The sequence below is a fragment of the Prochlorococcus marinus str. AS9601 genome (genome assembly GCF_000015645.1).
Lineage (GTDB): Bacteria > Cyanobacteriota > Cyanobacteriia > PCC-6307 > Cyanobiaceae > Prochlorococcus_A > Prochlorococcus_A marinus_O.
Map to the genome: position 1 here is coordinate 335,230 of NC_008816.1, position 15,898 is coordinate 351,127.

The 15,898-nt window shown below is 27.8% G+C and carries 23 protein-coding genes; 11 read left to right on the forward strand and 12 right to left on the reverse strand.

Features of this window, described 5'->3' with window-relative positions:
• Window positions 1-122 precede the first annotated feature (122 nt).
• Window positions 123-431 carry a hypothetical protein gene (locus A9601_RS10915; protein WP_011817829.1) on the reverse strand — a complete coding sequence of 103 codons (309 nt, stop codon included), beginning with the start codon at window positions 429-431 and terminating at the stop codon, window positions 123-125.
• A 299-nt stretch (window positions 432-730) separates the two neighbouring features.
• Between A9601_RS10915 and A9601_RS10920 the strand changes: the two genes are divergently transcribed.
• Together A9601_RS10920 and A9601_RS10925 are read left to right on the forward strand one after the other, a co-directional pair.
• On the forward strand, window positions 731-937 hold the full coding sequence (locus tag A9601_RS10920) for a hypothetical protein (RefSeq protein WP_011817830.1): 207 nt from the start codon (window positions 731-733) through the stop codon (window positions 935-937).
• Window positions 938-1,027: 90 nt separating this feature from the next.
• On the forward strand, window positions 1,028-1,318 hold the full coding sequence (locus A9601_RS10925; protein WP_011817831.1) for a TIGR03894 family protein: 291 nt from the start codon (window positions 1,028-1,030) through the stop codon (window positions 1,316-1,318).
• An 11-nt stretch (window positions 1,319-1,329) separates the two neighbouring features.
• Here A9601_RS10925 and A9601_RS10930 read toward each other — a convergent pair whose 3' ends face one another.
• Window positions 1,330-1,533 carry a hypothetical protein gene (locus A9601_RS10930; RefSeq protein ID WP_011817832.1) on the reverse strand — a complete coding sequence of 68 codons (204 nt, stop codon included), beginning with the start codon at window positions 1,531-1,533 and terminating at the stop codon, window positions 1,330-1,332.
• Window positions 1,534-1,650: 117 nt separating this feature from the next.
• The gene (locus tag A9601_RS10935; protein WP_011817833.1) at window positions 1,651-3,180 is read right to left on the reverse strand and encodes a phytoene desaturase family protein; all 1,530 of its coding nucleotides are present in this window, start codon (window positions 3,178-3,180) and stop codon (window positions 1,651-1,653) included.
• Window positions 3,181-3,511: 331 nt separating this feature from the next.
• Between A9601_RS10935 and A9601_RS10940 the strand changes: the two genes are divergently transcribed.
• Window positions 3,512-3,997 (forward strand): hypothetical protein, encoded by a 486-nt coding sequence (locus A9601_RS10940; protein ID WP_011817835.1) that lies wholly within the window; start codon window positions 3,512-3,514, stop codon window positions 3,995-3,997.
• 1 nt (window position 3,998) lies between these two features.
• Here the strand turns inward: A9601_RS10940 and A9601_RS10945 are convergent, their stop codons facing one another.
• A complete protein-coding gene (locus tag A9601_RS10945; protein ID WP_011817836.1) occupies window positions 3,999-4,214 on the reverse strand; it encodes a Nif11-like leader peptide family natural product precursor in 216 nt (71 codons plus the stop codon).
• Between the two features lie 91 nt (window positions 4,215-4,305).
• On the opposite strand from A9601_RS10945, the gene A9601_RS10950 reads away from it, so the two are divergent.
• On the forward strand, window positions 4,306-4,623 hold the full coding sequence (locus A9601_RS10950) for a hypothetical protein (protein WP_011817837.1): 318 nt from the start codon (window positions 4,306-4,308) through the stop codon (window positions 4,621-4,623).
• Window position 4,624: 1 nt separating this feature from the next.
• Here the strand turns inward: A9601_RS10950 and A9601_RS10955 are convergent, their stop codons facing one another.
• Window positions 4,625-5,017, reverse strand: coding sequence for a hypothetical protein (locus A9601_RS10955; RefSeq protein ID WP_002806001.1), 393 nt, complete (start codon window positions 5,015-5,017; stop codon window positions 4,625-4,627).
• Window positions 5,018-5,021: 4 nt separating this feature from the next.
• On the reverse strand, window positions 5,022-5,288 hold the full coding sequence (locus tag A9601_RS10960) for a TatA/E family twin arginine-targeting protein translocase (protein WP_011817838.1): 267 nt from the start codon (window positions 5,286-5,288) through the stop codon (window positions 5,022-5,024).
• Between the two features lie 477 nt (window positions 5,289-5,765).
• Here A9601_RS10960 and A9601_RS18550 point away from each other — a divergent pair, with 477 nt between their 5' ends.
• From A9601_RS18550 to A9601_RS10975, 3 genes are all read left to right on the forward strand, one after another.
• Window positions 5,766-5,936, forward strand: a complete 171-nt coding sequence (locus A9601_RS18550) for a hypothetical protein (protein ID WP_193328899.1) — start codon at window positions 5,766-5,768, stop codon at window positions 5,934-5,936.
• Window positions 5,937-6,236: 300 nt separating this feature from the next.
• A complete protein-coding gene (locus tag A9601_RS10970) occupies window positions 6,237-6,686 on the forward strand; it encodes a peroxiredoxin (RefSeq protein ID WP_011817842.1) in 450 nt (149 codons plus the stop codon).
• Between the two features lie 66 nt (window positions 6,687-6,752).
• Entirely contained in the window at window positions 6,753-7,025 is a 273-nt protein-coding gene (locus tag A9601_RS10975) for a small RNA NsiR4-regulated ssr1528 family protein (RefSeq protein WP_011817843.1), read from the forward strand.
• A 96-nt stretch (window positions 7,026-7,121) separates the two neighbouring features.
• On the opposite strand, the gene A9601_RS10980 is transcribed toward A9601_RS10975, so the two are convergent.
• Window positions 7,122-7,466: a hypothetical protein gene (locus tag A9601_RS10980; protein WP_011817844.1), complete on the reverse strand. Its 345-nt coding sequence runs from the start codon at window positions 7,464-7,466 to the stop codon at window positions 7,122-7,124.
• Between the two features lie 227 nt (window positions 7,467-7,693).
• Entirely contained in the window at window positions 7,694-8,044 is a 351-nt protein-coding gene (locus A9601_RS10985) for a hypothetical protein (protein WP_225866258.1), read from the reverse strand.
• A gap of 88 nt (window positions 8,045-8,132) precedes the next feature.
• Here A9601_RS10985 and arfB point away from each other — a divergent pair, with 88 nt between their 5' ends.
• Together arfB and A9601_RS10995 are read left to right on the forward strand one after the other, a co-directional pair.
• Window positions 8,133-8,570 carry an alternative ribosome rescue aminoacyl-tRNA hydrolase ArfB gene (gene arfB, locus A9601_RS10990; protein WP_011817846.1) on the forward strand — a complete coding sequence of 146 codons (438 nt, stop codon included), beginning with the start codon at window positions 8,133-8,135 and terminating at the stop codon, window positions 8,568-8,570.
• Window positions 8,571-8,624: 54 nt separating this feature from the next.
• Window positions 8,625-8,873 carry a DUF1651 domain-containing protein gene (locus A9601_RS10995; RefSeq protein ID WP_011817847.1) on the forward strand — a complete coding sequence of 83 codons (249 nt, stop codon included), beginning with the start codon at window positions 8,625-8,627 and terminating at the stop codon, window positions 8,871-8,873.
• Between the two features lie 280 nt (window positions 8,874-9,153).
• Here A9601_RS10995 and A9601_RS11000 read toward each other — a convergent pair whose 3' ends face one another.
• Together A9601_RS11000 and A9601_RS11005 are read right to left on the reverse strand one after the other, a co-directional pair.
• Window positions 9,154-9,921, reverse strand: a complete 768-nt coding sequence (locus A9601_RS11000; protein ID WP_225866259.1) for a CPBP family intramembrane glutamic endopeptidase — start codon at window positions 9,919-9,921, stop codon at window positions 9,154-9,156.
• A 194-nt stretch (window positions 9,922-10,115) separates the two neighbouring features.
• Entirely contained in the window at window positions 10,116-10,949 is an 834-nt protein-coding gene (locus tag A9601_RS11005) for an alpha-1,2-fucosyltransferase (protein WP_011817850.1), read from the reverse strand.
• A 96-nt stretch (window positions 10,950-11,045) separates the two neighbouring features.
• On the opposite strand from A9601_RS11005, the gene A9601_RS11010 reads away from it, so the two are divergent.
• Together A9601_RS11010 and pip are read left to right on the forward strand one after the other, a co-directional pair.
• Window positions 11,046-11,813, forward strand: a complete 768-nt coding sequence (locus tag A9601_RS11010) for a glycosyltransferase family 2 protein (protein WP_011817851.1) — start codon at window positions 11,046-11,048, stop codon at window positions 11,811-11,813.
• Between the two features lie 1,282 nt (window positions 11,814-13,095).
• Entirely contained in the window at window positions 13,096-14,046 is a 951-nt protein-coding gene (gene pip, locus A9601_RS11015) for a prolyl aminopeptidase (RefSeq protein WP_011817852.1), read from the forward strand.
• A gap of 23 nt (window positions 14,047-14,069) precedes the next feature.
• On the opposite strand, the gene A9601_RS18555 is transcribed toward pip, so the two are convergent.
• Together A9601_RS18555 and A9601_RS11020 are read right to left on the reverse strand one after the other, a co-directional pair.
• The gene (locus A9601_RS18555) at window positions 14,070-14,243 is read right to left on the reverse strand and encodes a hypothetical protein (RefSeq protein WP_011817853.1); all 174 of its coding nucleotides are present in this window, start codon (window positions 14,241-14,243) and stop codon (window positions 14,070-14,072) included.
• A 127-nt stretch (window positions 14,244-14,370) separates the two neighbouring features.
• Entirely contained in the window at window positions 14,371-15,867 is a 1,497-nt protein-coding gene (locus tag A9601_RS11020; RefSeq protein WP_011817854.1) for an FAD-binding domain-containing protein, read from the reverse strand.
• Between the last annotated feature and the right edge of the window lie 31 nt (window positions 15,868-15,898).

The window sequence follows — 15,898 nt, forward strand, 5'->3', positions numbered from 1 at the left end:
AAACCTTTTCAAAAAAATATTTAGTGCCGATTAAATTTATACCATGGGTTTTTTGGGCTTTTATATCTTTTATGAGTATATATTTGTGTAAGATAGCCTGGGTAAATTGAATAATAATGTATCTAGCTTCTCCTTAGCCAACCAGGAGCACCGCCAAACCAATCCGATATATCATCTTCACCTGGGTTGAAATGATTTTCTTTATCTAGTCCATCTATCCCAAATGATTGTAAGAGGTTATCAATCCCCCCATCATTTTTTGTACCATTCCTTCTAAAGCTGTTAGCTTTTTTCAGCCAAAGAGAAATTGTCGAATTATGGTGTGCAAATTTCTCAACATATATCCTTTCTTCTAATGTAATTGATTTATCTTGAGCAATTCTTTTAATTATTCCTTGGATTTTTAGTCTTTTTGAATTACTAAGAAGCATTTTTGATCAATTCATTAATCTTTTTATAGGAAGGATTAGTAAATATATCCTGTCAATGTTAATTTCAACAAATTAACTATTTTAGGAGGTTCTTAAGCAAGAAAAGTCTTAAGACACTAAAAAAAGGGATCAATAAGTAACCCATGATACTTTTATTCATTTATCAAACTTATTATTCCTGCAAATTAGATAAAAAAAATCAATCCATTCTTAAAGACACTACAAAATTAAGAAAACCAAACCAGTTGTTGCGCAATAGTAAATCTGTACTAGTATTAGTACAGATGTATTGTTAAGACATGAAAGTTATTTCATCTTCACCTTATGCCCCTTTTAATTCAAAAGAGTGGAATTCTCTAATAAGCAAAAATGTAAAGTTTGAAAATACTCCAATAAAGATTCAAAAAAAATTTGATAGAACTTTTACTCTAAAAAAGATTGAAAAAGATAAACTTATGCAAGATAAGAATGAATTGCACCAACAAATGCAACTTGTATTCGGATAGAAAAATATTAACTAACAATCTTTTTATTGAATATTATTTTACGATATCCAATTTTTTGTTAGATTAGTAGAAATACAAGAAGGATTTAATTTGGCTGTTGATCGAGAACTTTTAAAAGAAGTTACCCAAGAACTTTGGAATACCGTAAAAAAACTAAGACCTGAAATAGATCGGCAAACTCGACTTCAATTAGTTTTAAAGGCCTTATTAACTATTGGAGATTTACCAGATCAAATGCAAGCTGCCATGGTTGTAGGTGTTTGCGCAGAAATGGATAAAAGTGATGTTGATAATGTTGAAACTAATTCACAAACTAAAGATTCAAGCGGAGTTGATACTTCTACAGGCAGAAAAGTAGTTAGAAGAAGTTCAGCTAAATAAACCTTAAACTATCATCCTTTAATTTTCTTTGATTTGTTTTTGTTAAGTCTATTGAATAGGTAATATGAAATTACAAGTAAGAGAGGAACGAATATTGAGTGTAAAGTCATCATTAATTCGGTTTGGCCCATTCCTATAAGATTTGACTCGTTTGGCAGTTGTTCTGACCAAGTGCCAACTAAATGCCAGGCTTGAGGAATTGATAAGAAAAACATATAAGAGCTATAAGTTAAGTTTATGTTCAGATAAAGATTATCATTATTGAACGTTTTTGCTTTCTTTATTCTTATTTCTTAACTAAGTAGTATTAGAGTTATAAAAAAGAACTTGATTCATAAATTTATTTTCTTAAGAAGAGTTTTAAATTCTTTTTTTCCAATAATTTTTTCAGCTGCGTAAGCGCCACTTGCTGAAACAGCAGGAATTCCAATACCTGGAAATGTACTTGCACCGCAAGTAAATAAATTTTTCACTGGAGTTTTGCAGCCTGGGAAAAGACCTTTTGCTGCAGATAATGCAGGGCCGTAACTACCGCAATAAGTATTGGTGAATTTTTTATGAGTGATGGGGGTTCCTAGCATCTTTAAATCAATCCTTTCATCTATATCCGGGATGAATTTTCGCACTGCATTAAGGAATATTGAACATCTTTCTTCTTTCAAATTTCTATATTCTAGTTCCTTTGGATTTAGGTTTTCCCAAATTTCCCAAGGTTCATTTGCGGGAGTATATCCATGAAGAACATGTTTTCCTTCAGGGGCCATATTTTTATCTAAAACAGATGGGATTGAAAATACAGCTATATTTCTTTCTGCGGTTATACCTTTTTCCCACTCATCAACATGTATCGCATGTATTGGCAAATTTTCAAGACCATCAGCATCAAAACCTAGATGTATATGAAGGAAAGAATCACATTTATTAGGGTTCAAAACTTTTGTATTCCATTTTTTTGAAATTTCATTTGGAATTAACTTTTTTAAATTCCAAACATCAGTATTCGTGACAACAGATTCACAACTATAACTACAACCATTATTAAGAGTTATACCTGTGGCTAAATTTTTATTGAAGTTAATTGTCTTTACTCTCGAAGAAAGAATTAATTCTCCTCCATTTTTTTTAAATCCATTAATTAAGGCTTTTACGATTGATTCACTACCTCCTTTGGGGTATTCAAGGTATGAATTTGGTTCAAACCATTCGTTAAATAAAGTAGCCATCGCAGCTGTATTTGTATCATGCATTGACATACCACTTATCAAAAAGCTCAATAAATCAACCCAATTTCTGAGAAAAGGATCCTCTAGGTGATTATTAACTAAATTCCCAAAGCCTTTATTAATTTTTGGTAATTGATTGATATTAGGTAAAAATTTTGAGGTTAAATTTATTAGATCTAAGAAATTTATTGATTCGGGAGAAAATGAGAGTAGAGGTATTTCATTTATTATTTGGCTAAGAGGTTTTATCCCGGAAATAAATGATTCCCATTCTTTAACAGATTTCTCACCTCTTAAAGTTTTAATTGTCTGTTTAAAAGGTTCTTCCCCTACATCAAGATTAAAATTGCCTTCTGGGACAATTACTTGCCAACCTTTGTATTGAAATAGTTCAACTTCTTCATCAAGTAATTTAAGAATTTGACCTAGGGGATTGGTTGTCGGCCATTTACCTATTCCACTCCATAATGAGGGACCTGATTCAAAAGTGTAACCTTTTCTTTTGAAACTGTGAGCAACACCTCCTGGCTGGTTATGTGCTTCACATATAAGTACTTTTTTACCTTTTAAAGCAAGAATTGAACCACAACATAAACCACCTATTCCACTACCTATTATTACAACATCGTACTTTTTCATTAAATATTTACTTTACTTTTCTCTTAAAACTAATGCGTTTTAGACAATTGTATTAGTTGAAGTTGTAATACTTAGAACAACAGCAAGGAAAAATATGTAAGGGACAGCTTTTAAAGGTATGTACCCCTGGCTTTTAGAGATGAAATCCATTGATTAGGTTACTTTATGTAAATATATTAACGAGATCTTGTTCCTTATGTGTGCCAAAAAATTATTTTTTTGGAAATATATTGAAACAAAGAAATCTTTTTGGAGAGATTTTTTAACTAAGAACATTTTTTATGAAGTTATCTTAGTATTTGATTCTTAGATTCTTAGATTAAAATCTACTATGAAAAACTTTCCTGATATTAATGAGATAAAACTATTGGAAAAAAATTCCCAAAAAAATGGTAGCGGAATTGTATATGAGGAACTGTTAGGAATATGGAAGTTTAAGTATGTATGGGGAAAGGAGTCAGATGAAATCAAAAATATACCCAGTTCGATTCTCCAAGTATTGTCGGCAAGACTCGAATTGAAAAGTAAAAATAAAGAGGATCAAATAAATTATGAAATAAAAAATTCAATTAATTTCGGATTATTAAATATTACTTTTATAGGCATCGCAGAATTAAAAGGGATTAGACCTTTATTGGCTTTCTATTTTGAAGAATTGAAAATTAGTATTAGTAGTTTTCCTATATTTATTAAGGATTTAAAAAAACCAGAAGAAAAAAAAATGCCTTTTTTCTCACTAGTAGGAATTAGCACTAAAGATAATTGGTTATGTGCTCGAGGCAGGGGCGGAGGGCTTGCAATATGGGTTAAGTCTTAATTTAGTGGTATTCTCCGGGATGATCTACCTTTCTTACGGTAACTTTATCAACTTTTTGTCCATTAAATCTTAAGAGATCATCTCCTGAAAAGTCATAACCTAAGCGTTGACCTATTAGGGCTACATCATCTGCTGTAGAGGATGTCGTAACCTGCTTTTTTAATTCTTCATCAGATTGCATTTTAATTAAAAATTTTCTTATTTCAGAAAAACTCATTACTAGAATTTGATTGATTGATGTTAAAGAAATTTATAAAATCTTTTTCTTAGCAAGAACAAGATAAATAGATAATCATTATACTATTTTTATGACTTACTTATTCCTCTATATAGTTGGCATAATTTCAATATGGTGTATATATCGTCTCGGTTGGCTTGAGGCGCTCAAAACAATAGTTAAAGTTATAGTTCCCTCAGCGCTTATTATTTTATTTAACATAAAAGCCGGAAGATTACTTTTTAAAAGTCCTTTAGTCGGTTTATTAAGCGCTTTGCCTACTTCTATTTTTATTTTTAGAGGTTCATTGCCTTTAGTTAGTTATATAAATAACTGGATTGAAAATAAAATAAATAATTATGATGATTCGGAAGTTATAGATACTGATTCTGTGCCTTTAGATGATTAATTTAATCGAATCCAAGAAATAATTCTTTGTGCACAACAAGAACATCAAATAAAGTTGTTCCATGAATAGGACTTAATGGAATTTTGTCTATATTCAATGCTTCTGCGCAAATTAAATGAGCATCCCATTTTGTATTGTGATCACTTATTTCAATTGACCACTCAATTACTTTTTTGAAATGATCTGGCATCTCTGAACCAATTTTTCTGCAAATTTGACATAGAACTGACAAAAGAGGAGGTTTTGATGGCCTTTTTAAATCTTTAATAAGGCTAGGTTGTGTAAAAACACTTGTATAGCGTATATAGTCTATCAATTCATATTCTTCTTTAGTAAGAGCTGCTTTATCTAGTGCTCTTTCAAATTCGTCTATGGGGGTTATGGGCCTATCCAAGATATTATTTTTTGCTGTTTTCTGAATCTATTTTTTCTTGATTAATTTCATTGGTTTGATTGCTTTCTATAGATATAGGAGATTCATCTTTATCTTGTTCGTTCATAACTTGGTCGATTTCATTTTGAAATTCATTCGATGCTTTTTTAAGACTTTTCAAAGTTTTGCCAAGCTGTTTTCCTAGTTCTGGAAGCTTTTTGGGACCAAAAATTAAGAGAGCTAAGATAAGTATTACTGTAACTTCAGGTAAACCTACACCAAAAATATTCATAGCGGATAACTATTTAACTAATTAGGAAATCTATTATTAAATATAGTCAAGTCATGTAAAAATTTCATTCTTGGAAAAGCTTTATTAATATTAAAAAATTTTGAAAAATATCATTGTTATTAATACTCCTTTAAAAAAAACTAACCAAAGTAATTGATAATCACTCAATTTGAATTTTTTTTGGTACCACTTTATAAGAGTTTTATGTTTAGTTATTAATTTTTTCATTTATACCGAAATTATTTTTTACTAACTCTTATTTTATCTTAATTTCTTTTATTATTATTTTAGATAAATTCTAAATTCAACTCAAATTAGAATATTCTATAAAATTTTAATCTTTTATTGAAATTAAATTTTTCAAAATTATTGAAACTATTCACTAGATATTTAATATCTTAAAAAAAAATGAAATACCTATTTTTTGTTTTTTACTTATTTTTTCCAATTTATCCAGCTGAAGGAGTTACCACAAAAATGTTTAAAGTATTGGATACGTGTGCAAGATATAGACTTGGTGAGATTAATGCTAATGAGGCTATAGAAAAACTAAAATTAAAATTAACGAACTCTTCGACCAATCAGCCAAATGACCTAGTAAAAAAATATTGCTCAGTATTTACTCCAAATGAAAAAATTGAATTTTAATTTTAGTAATATATTTAATTATTCTTTTTTTGAATAATCTTTAGCTTTAGTTCGTATTTCTTTAACTTTTTTAAAATTAGTTATTTTTAAATTAAAAATAACTCCCAAAAAAAGAATAAAAAATAGAAAAATATAGACTATTAATTCCATAATATTGAATTAATAAATTTACATTAGTTTATTTCCATAATTTTTTAGTATCAAATTAAACATAAAAACTGACTTAAATATTAGTTATTTCCTTTGAAGGCCACAATAAAAACATATTAACCTCTAATATGGAATTTTATAAGAACTGTTGTGCAGATTGGAGATAAAATTCCAGAATTTTCTTTACTGGATCAAAATGGAGTTAAAAGATCAAATAAGGGATTAAAAAATCCCCTTGTTTTGTTTTTTTATCCAAAAGATGATACGCCAGGTTGCACTATAGAAGTTTGCGGATTTAGAGATAAATATGACTTATTTAAAGTACTAGGTGCAGAAGTTTGGGGAGTAAGTAATGGAAGTACCTCAAGTCATTTAGCATTCGCCAATAAAAATAAATTACAATATCCATTACTTTGTGATACGAATGACGCTCTTAGGCAAACTTTTAAAGTTCCTAAAGTATTAGGCTTTATGGATGGTAGGGTAACTTACGTTATCGATCGCAAAGGAACAGTTAGACATATTTTTAGAGATTTATTGAATGGTCCTGAACACATTAAAGAGGCTATTAGGGTGCTTAAGGAAATTCAAAATCAATAAATTATTATTCAAGGAATTTTAGATTAATAAGTTTTGTTTTATCATAGTTTCAGCTTTTTTAATAATATGAAGAAAATGGGAATGCAGGCTGTTGATCTTGCTATTCAAAATGGAGTGGATCTTGACGGTACTCCAATACCTCAAAAAATGCTAGATCTTTATAACAGAATTATGGATGAGGAGAATAAAAGACAAAGGAGCGGTGTTAAAAAATCAATGAGAAATAGATGCGTCAAAACTGGTTCTAAGCATTTTGATAAAGAAACATTGAATCAATTATTAATAGAATCAGGATGGGAAGGTCTCAAAGAAAAGGAAATTTTATTTTTTTATAACTAAAAAAATTTTTTATAAAATAAAATACATATCGCAATTTTTACTTAAATTAAAAAACTGAGAACTAATTAAATATTTTCTTAGATCTAATTTTTTGAATTATTTAAACCATCCTTTTTTGTCAGAGGATATTTTTTTCTCTTTTTCAGCTTTTGTTTTATTACTTGCTTTTTTGAAAGCCAAGTTGGCTTCTATAACTGTCACTATTGATATTAAAAAAAGACCAGAAATTCCAATTATTTGTTCATTTTGAGAAGGTTCAGAATCTCCTTGTAATAAAATACCTAAAGCGAACCATATAGTACTAGCAATGATTGTAAAAAAATAGGGTTTCCATCTTCTTTGATATAAGTAACCCGATCCTAAACCAGGAAGAAAATTTAAAAAAGAAGCTACCCACCCTTTTGAAGATGCAAGTATTTCGTCTCTTGAGGGATAAGACATTTATGTTAGGTATTGATTAAATGTGAATTTATATAAGCGAAAGAAATTGCTGCGCAAATGACCCAACTAAAGGGTAAGAACATTCTTATTTTTTCTTTATTATTCATGTTTTAATTATGGAAAATATTTTTAAAATCTGTGGATTTAATGAATACCTTAAAACTAAAAGAATTAAAAAAGACGGTTAAAAACCGTCTTTGAAAAAAAGTAATTTCTCAAAAAATAAATTATTTATTTTTTGAGACTGAGAGTACTTTAAGTTCTTTCTTTACTTCTTTTTCTCTCTCTTCAAGATGTTTTAGTTGAGCTTTAAAAGCATCTTCAAGTCTTACTTTTTGTGTTGTAATTTCATCAAGTTCTTCTTGATGTTGGTTTTTCTTTAACTCCTTCATTTCACTATCGGAAATAACATATACTTGGCGATATGAAGGTGTTTCAAAAATTAGATCAAACATTGAATACATAAGTGACCCTTGAATTAGTACAAATTCAATATCTGATAATTCTTTGAAATATGAAAGGATAATTACCGAAGATATTGATACGGCAAATACACCGAATTTCGGTTTACCTAACATAACCGCACAGTATTTACCGATCAAATTTCAAGATATATCTTAAAGTATTAGAGATAATTCTAAAAATCTAAATTAAGAAGAACTAAAAATGGATTTGCAAATTACTAAAACATTAGTAATACCATCCAACGAAATTAAATGGCGATTTTCCAGATCTTCAGGTCCTGGAGGACAGAATGTAAATAAAATTGAAAGCAGAGTAGAGATTATTTTTAATTTAGAAGATTCAAAAGTACTAAATGATTATCAGAAAGCAATTCTCAAGATTAATTTGAAAAAAAAATTAGTGAAAAATTGTTTATGTTTATCGGTTCAAGAACACAGAAATCAATTACTAAATAGGCAGCTAGCCTTAATCAAATTTAGTTCAATCATAAAAGATGGCTTAAATAAACCATTTAAAATTAGAAAATTTACAAAACCTACTAAAACATCGCAAAAGAAAAGAGTTGAGTTTAAGAGAAAACAAGGCGTATTGAAAAAAAGTAGGCAAAAAGAAAAAATATATCAATTATTAGAAAAATAGATATTTCCCTCGCAAATCCTAATGAAAGCATATGATTAATTTAATTTTGGTTTATTGAATTCAAATAATGATTTTTGGTTGATTGACTCCAATTTTGTAGGGGTGATGCGTTTTTATAAAGATAAAGAGGATTCTGATAAATCTATTGCTTATATGTTTATTGAAGAAGGGATCATTATGGGAATTCATGGGGAAAATCCTCCATTAATGAAAACTAGAAAAAAAATTGTTATTGAAGAAGCAAGATCATTATGGCAAAAATTGGTAAATGAAGGTTGGCAAAAAACTAGTAAAAAATGGTGAGTAAATTCAAAAATAAATTTTTTTGATTTCAGAAAATAAATGAAATTTTAGGATATAGCCTGGAAATTTTTTTATGTTTTAATAATTACTTTTTTGATGTCGTTTTCATATCTTCTCAACATCATTAAGATAGTTTGTAAATCCAAAAATTACTAAAAAGATAATCAATCTTATTCCTGCCTCAAAATTCATAGGAGGATTAAGTTTTATTTTAATCTGACAATTACTAATCAAAAATCAATCGCTATTTATCTCTAATCTTAAGAAACTTATATCTTATTTAATTAAACTTTTGATTTTTTTTCAAAATAAAAAAATATAAAAAACATAAAAAAATTAACATTGAAATACCCCAAAAACCACCTAATGGATTTGTATTTATATTCCCTGGTCCTACTAACCAAATTGGGACATCTTTTGATATTTCAAATAAACCATTATTTACTAAAAACCAACCTCCTACAAGCCCCCCATGTAATCCTATACAACCCCACAACGAGTTATTATTATTTAATCTCACAAATGCTAAAAATATACCGAGCAAAAATAATCCAGATAGTATGCTTATCATTTGCCAAAGAGGCAAATTAAAACCGATATGTACTATGCTAAATATTGATGCCTGAAAAATTAAGGCTTTTTTTAGACCAAATTGATTTTTTAGTTCTTCTATAAGCCAGCCTCTAAAGATAAGTTCTTCTGCAAATCCCACTCCAAAGATCAAGAGTAAGCTATTTATCAAAATATCTATTGATATTTCGCCTAACCAAATAACGTCATTAAAGAGAACTATAGGAATTAAAATTGCTGATAATAAAATAATTGCCCCTAATAAACCTTTTAAAAAGTAAAAACTTGATTTCCTATTTCTATTTGTTTTCTTTATTCCAACTAATTTCCAAACATTATTTATTTTCCATCGAACTTCAAACCATTTAGGTAATGAAATAACAAAAATTAAAAACGTTATAATCGTCCCGATTAAAGAAATATTTTCTTTTTCAATACTTAGAAAAATAAGAGGAATTGCTAAAATCCAACCCAGCAAATATAAAAAAGGAATGAATATAATCGTTGAGATTATTTTAGGCCTTAAAATAAAAGTCTTAAGATATAAGTATTTAATTCTCTGAAAAAATATATTCATTATGAAAATCGAGTCTTTGTTAATTTATTAAAAAAATCATATAGCTTAATTTTATGCAAAATTTGATTGTTTGAATATGTACTTACATATATTGATTAAACAATTACATTTTCATTTGGAAGAATAATTCTTTTTTCTTTTAAAGAGAAATTAGAGGGAACTAAGAATTCTTTTTTGGAATTTGATAAAAAAGATGCCCACCAAGAAAAAGTACTATTGCTCAATATTGCTAAATTGGAAGATCTAATAATATTAAAATCATTTTTTATAGAATTTGATTTAAGAATTGAAATTTTTAAATCTATAAAATATTTTTTCATTTCTTTTATAATTTCTTTAGCATATTGTCGATCTTCAGAAATCACCTTGAAAGTATTAAATCCCTTTCTAAGTGAATATTCAATTGCTTTTTTATAATAGTAATTATCGCAAATATTTAGGTGTTTTATTTTGAGGAAGTCACCTCCCCTAACATGAATAATTACATTTTCATTACAAATTTTAATATTCTCTCTATTCAAGTAAATAGGTCTTAATTTTAATTGACTAAATAATTCATTTATTTGTTCATACTTCCAGTTATGGATGAAATAACCATCGAAAAATAATATTTTTTTATTAAAAAAATAAGAATTTTTTAAATAAAAGTTCCTATCATTTACACCTATATATGGCACATAACTACCAAACCTTAGTCCTGCAGAACTTCTGGCTAAAAATCTTGTAAATAAATTTATTTTTCTAGAATTATCATAATAAAGCCAATCAGGAGTTTCAAAAATATAATCCAGACAATTTTCTCTTTTTGGGATGTGAATATCTCCTAGAAAGGAAATTATTACTTTTTCTTTGATACGCCGATATTTCAAAAATGCTGCGGTTTGAAATAATTGATTACCTAATCCCCCAACCATTCTAGAAAAAAGCATTTTTTTAAAAAATATAAAGTTAAGAAAAAGATTCTTTAGATAGTTCTGATTTTGTATTAAGTATATAATCTTAACTTAATAATATTTAAATTTTAATTGGAAAAATATCCTATTTCTAAAGAAAAAGCATCTTACTTATTTAATATAGTAGTCCCTCTATTCAATGCGGAGAAATATATAGAAAAGTGCCTTAATTCAATTATTAAACAATCCTATAAAAAATTTCATGTCCAAATAGTTGATGATTGTTCTACTGACAGTTCTTATGATATCGCTTCTTCAATATGTAATAAGCATAAGAATTTTGAGATAATTAAAAATCCTAGGAGATTAGGAGCATTAAATAATATTATTAATTTGCTTAATAAAAAAATAAAAGAACCATCTCGGACTATTGATATTTTAATTGATGGAGATGATTACTTATATAGTGGTGATGTTCTAAATATTCTTCACGAAAAGTATTCAGAAACAGATTGTTTAATAACATATGGTTCTCATTTATGCTCAAAAGGTGTTCGAGGTAAAAAATATCCAAGCCTAATAAGAAAATTTAACTTATTTAGGGAATATTTTTGGTATGCCTCCCATTTAAGAACTTTTAGACATGATCTGTGGTTATCTGTAAATAAGCATGATTTATTAGATAAAAATAGAAAATATTATTCTGTCGCTTGGGATCTAGCAATAATGTTCCCGATGTTAGAAATGGCCGCTTCACGTCAAGAGTTTGTTAAGGAAGTTTTATATGTCTATAACGATGAGAACCCCATCAGTGATCATAAAATAAGAAGAAAACAACAAATATTGACTGCAAAAGAAATAAGAAAAAAAGGAAAATATCGTAAGAAAGATTTTATTTGAAATTTCTTTTGATATCTTATCTTCTTTTGCACTAGTTCATATTAATCTGATACCTATTTTTATTTCTCATTATTTAAATGTTTTTTTTTCGTAATACTTAAAATTCTAACTATTGAAAATGCCTAAAAGTTGTGTTTATTGAATTTATATATTTATAAAATTTATGGCTATTAATCTTTCAACTTTAATTTTTACATTATTATCTCCATTCCTTATTTTTGCCGTTATAGCATCGGTTTACTTATTAGATTAGGAAGTATTTATTAAATAATCTTAATTAAGGGTGTATTATGCCTACTTTTTCTAATGCAAAAGATAAAACTGCAATAACTGCCATTAGAGTTAATATCTTGTTCTTTTTGATGAAATCCATAATCCATATTAATAATCTATTTATTAAATTCTTACATAAAATAAATAATTCAAAATATTATAACAATTCTAATGGAACCTATATGCCTTGGAGATTTAGTTCCCTCAATGGCATCTTATAAAAAAGGGTATGGAAAAATATGATAAAGGTATAAAAGAAGGTTAATTTTATTAAGAACCTCTTGTTAGAGTTTTTAATAACTCTCATAAGAGGTAGATATTCATACTACAAAAATAACTTTTGCCTTGGTATATTGGATTAGAGAGTGACGGAAGTGCCGGGATAAAAATCCTTCTATTGATTTGAGTGTAAAATTTGTAACCTGGAAATTGGAAGATTATAAACTTTCTGAAGTGATAAAAGAATAATTGAATCTTTTTTGCTTTATGAAATTGAATAACTACGTATTATAGACTTTATTTTTTATATTTATCTAAAAAAAACAAACGATCATTATAATCCTCTTACAAATTAAAAAAAAAGTAAATCAGCATATTTACGGATTTACTGAAAATATAAAAAGGAGTAATTTATAAATGTTGAGTTCGGAGGCAATCTAAATGATTGATAGTCCGCCTGAAATTTAGCAAATTCCAAAATATAGGAAGCGTATTCCTGAGAATGGGATTATTCGAAAATTTAAGTTCAATCAATTAGTCTGATAAGACTTCGCTTTATAATTACTAGCGACAATAGGGACTGAAATTATCGAGAAAAATCCCCGAATTCACGTATTCTAGGTTTATGAGTAAATAGACTTTAAAATATGTAATTTTATATCCTGTAAGAAGGAAATCAAATATTAAAAAGGACTGTTTATACAGTCCTTTTTTTGTTTGACAAATTACTTCTAAACTAGACTTCTTTTTGGATAATATAGATAAATAAAGTGATTAAAAATATTTCAAAATGAAAGATCAAGTCTTGTTCCCGAAAATTGAAGTACGTGAAAAGGGTTTTTTACAAGTTAGTGATATTCATACTATTTATTGGGAAAGATCTGGCAATCCAAATGGCAAAAAAATACTTGTTATTCATGGAGGCCCAGGAGGAGGAAGTCAACCAAGATATAGAAGATACTTTGACCCAGATAAATTCGATATTATTCAATTTGACCAAAGAGGTTGCGGTTCTTCAACTCCTTTCTCCGAATTAAAAGAAAATACGACTAATCATTTAGTAGATGATATTGAGAAATTAAGGATTCTTTTTAAAATAGATACTTGGCATTTGTTTGGTGGATCTTGGGGCTCAACACTTTCACTAATATATGCAATTAAAAATCCCTCAAGAGTTATAAGCTTAACTTTGCGAGGAATATTTTTATGTAGAAAGTTTGAATTATTATGGTTCTATCAATATGGTGCAAGTGAGATATTCCCTGATGTATTTGAAGAATATATTTCTGTAATACCAAAAGAAGAAAGAAATGATTTGATAAGTTCTTTTTACAAATATCTAACATCTACAGATTCGAATCTTAGATCAAAAGCTGCAGCAGCTTGGACAAAATGGGAACTCTCAACTAGTCATTTAATAAATAAAAAATTCGATTTTGATAAGTCCCAAGTTAATTCTTTTTCAGATGCCTTTGCGAGGATAGAATGTCATTATTTTATTAATAATATTTTCTTAGAAGATGATTTTATTTTGAAAAATTTGAAAACAATAGAATCGATTCCAACAAAAATAATTCAAGGTAGGTATGACGTTGTATGTCCTGTTAGGAGTGCATGGGATCTAAATAAGAAATTAAAGAATTCTGAATTAATTATTGTTAATGATGCAGGTCATTCAATGAGTGAGGAAGGCATTAGTATCGAATTAATAAAAGCTGTAAAAGGAATTCAAAATCTCTAAAAGAGGGAATATTTCTTCAAAAATTAAAGGCCATTATCTTCAATATTTTGTGCAATACTCCTCAGAAGTTCGACGATATCAGAATCTTCGCATTGAGTATCTTCTTTAAGAAAAATGCACTCGTCTCTAATACTTACATTAGTACTCCACCATATACCTGAACTATTGGTATCGTCCCATTCAAATCTTTCAGACATAATTAATAAAATCTAACAAATACACTAAAGCTTGCATTACTTCATCGTGGATTTATATATTGAATTTCAAAATTTACAAAACTTTCCTATACATTAAAAGGAATCTATAAATTTCTTAAAATAAAGTTTAGAAATCTAATTTCAATTCGTATTGTATTTCCTTTTCCCTAGAAATAATTTTTTTATTATTTATATTTTTTCTAAGCCTTTTTCTGGAGCCATGTTTTAAATAAATTTCTTTTGAGATATCCCAATATCCATCCTTTTTAGTTATTTCCTGAATTTTCTTCTTTGCATTTTTAGTGCTATTTGGGATATCAATTATTGGTCTTATGTAATTAATTTGTTCATATTCTTCTTTATTAAATCTAGATAATAACCATGGTTCATGAATGAAATTAAGTGATAAATCCTTTAATTCTGGTAACCATTTTTTTATAAATTTTCCTTGTGGATCATGATCTTTTCCCTGCTTAATAGGATTATAAATTCTATTGGTATTTATAGATGTAGTTCCAGATTGCATTTGGCATTGGTTCCAATGTATTCCAGGCTCATAATCTACAAATTTATTTGCTAATTCAGAACCTGAGTCTTGCCACGGTAGCCATAAATTATAGCTAGCAAAAGACATTAACATAGCCCGCATCCTGAAGTTAATCCATCCATGGAAATTTAATGAGCGCATACATGCATCTATAAAAGGAAAGCCCGTATTACCTGAACTCCATGAATAAAGTAATTCATTATTTTTTTCTCTAATATTTTTAAAAAAAGGATGGTATTCCCTAAACTCTAGTTCTGGTTCACTTTCAAGTTTCTGAATAAAATGACAATGCCAAGTTAATCTGCTTTTTAACATCCTAGAATTATTGTTTTTTGATATATTTGCCTTTTGAAAAATTTCTTTTAATGAAATGCATCCCCAACAAATATATGGGGATAGTCTTGTACAACTATCAAATGATTTTTCTGGGCTAGATATATCTTTTGAATAAGAATCTAATTTATTACTAAAGAAGTATTGCATTCTCTCTAAACCTTTCTTTCTTCCACCTTGCATTCTTCCTGGACAAGTTTCTTTTTTAAAGGAAAAAATTTCGTCTGAGGGTATTTCTCCAGTATTAAAGTTAATAGAATTAATTCTTAATGGAGCTTTAAGTAAGTTTTTTTCGGAATTTTTTTGCCACTTTTTAGACCAATTATTCCTATCTAAATTTCCTCTGAAAACTGAAAATTGTAGAAATTCCTTCCAAATAATATTTTTGCTGAAAGCCCATTCTTTTACTTTTTGATCTCTTTTATAAGTAAGCCAATCTCCGGTTTCTTGATGGCTATATATACCTTTGATTTTAAATTTTGAACTAATTGCATCAAATATATTAATAACATTACCAGTCCTAATAATTAATGGTTGTCCAATCTCAGCAAGTGCATTTCTTAAATCTATTAAACTTTCTTTGCAAAATTGCCATTGTCTATCTGAATGAGTATTTTGGCTCCAAATATCTAACTCAATAATATAAATAGGTAAAATATCATTATCTTTTATAGCCTCACAGAGAGCTTCGTTATCAAAAATTCTTAAATCTTTCTTAAACCATAAGATATTTATTTCTTTCATAATTTTTTCTTTTAATACTAGAAAAATATGA

Bases quoted from the DNA above. Each gene is read 5' to 3' on its own strand.
- A9601_RS10915 (WP_011817829.1), bottom strand. From the start codon at position 431: ATGCTTCTTAGTAATTCAAAAAGACTAAAAATCCAAGGAATAATTAAA.
- A9601_RS10920 (WP_011817830.1), top strand. From the start codon at position 731: ATGAAAGTTATTTCATCTTCACCTTATGCCCCTTTTAATTCAAAAGAG.
- A9601_RS10930 (WP_011817832.1), bottom strand. From the start codon at position 1,533: ATGTTTTTCTTATCAATTCCTCAAGCCTGGCATTTAGTTGGCACTTGG.
- A9601_RS10935 (WP_011817833.1), bottom strand. From the start codon at position 3,180: ATGAAAAAGTACGATGTTGTAATAATAGGTAGTGGAATAGGTGGTTTA.
- A9601_RS10940 (WP_011817835.1), top strand. From the start codon at position 3,512: ATGAAAAACTTTCCTGATATTAATGAGATAAAACTATTGGAAAAAAAT.
- A9601_RS10945 (WP_011817836.1), bottom strand. From the start codon at position 4,214: ATGAGTTTTTCTGAAATAAGAAAATTTTTAATTAAAATGCAATCTGAT.
- A9601_RS10950 (WP_011817837.1), top strand. From the start codon at position 4,306: ATGACTTACTTATTCCTCTATATAGTTGGCATAATTTCAATATGGTGT.
- A9601_RS10960 (WP_011817838.1), bottom strand. From the start codon at position 5,288: ATGAATATTTTTGGTGTAGGTTTACCTGAAGTTACAGTAATACTTATC.
- A9601_RS18550 (WP_193328899.1), top strand. From the start codon at position 5,766: ATGTTTAAAGTATTGGATACGTGTGCAAGATATAGACTTGGTGAGATT.
- A9601_RS10975 (WP_011817843.1), top strand. From the start codon at position 6,753: ATGAAGAAAATGGGAATGCAGGCTGTTGATCTTGCTATTCAAAATGGA.
- A9601_RS10980 (WP_011817844.1), bottom strand. From the start codon at position 7,466: ATGTCTTATCCCTCAAGAGACGAAATACTTGCATCTTCAAAAGGGTGG.
- A9601_RS10985 (WP_225866258.1), bottom strand. From the start codon at position 8,044: ATGTTAGGTAAACCGAAATTCGGTGTATTTGCCGTATCAATATCTTCG.
- arfB (WP_011817846.1), top strand. From the start codon at position 8,133: ATGGATTTGCAAATTACTAAAACATTAGTAATACCATCCAACGAAATT.
- A9601_RS11005 (WP_011817850.1), bottom strand. From the start codon at position 10,949: ATGCTTTTTTCTAGAATGGTTGGGGGATTAGGTAATCAATTATTTCAA.
- pip (WP_011817852.1), top strand. From the start codon at position 13,096: ATGAAAGATCAAGTCTTGTTCCCGAAAATTGAAGTACGTGAAAAGGGT.
- A9601_RS18555 (WP_011817853.1), bottom strand. From the start codon at position 14,243: ATGTCTGAAAGATTTGAATGGGACGATACCAATAGTTCAGGTATATGG.
- A9601_RS11020 (WP_011817854.1), bottom strand. From the start codon at position 15,867: ATGAAAGAAATAAATATCTTATGGTTTAAGAAAGATTTAAGAATTTTT.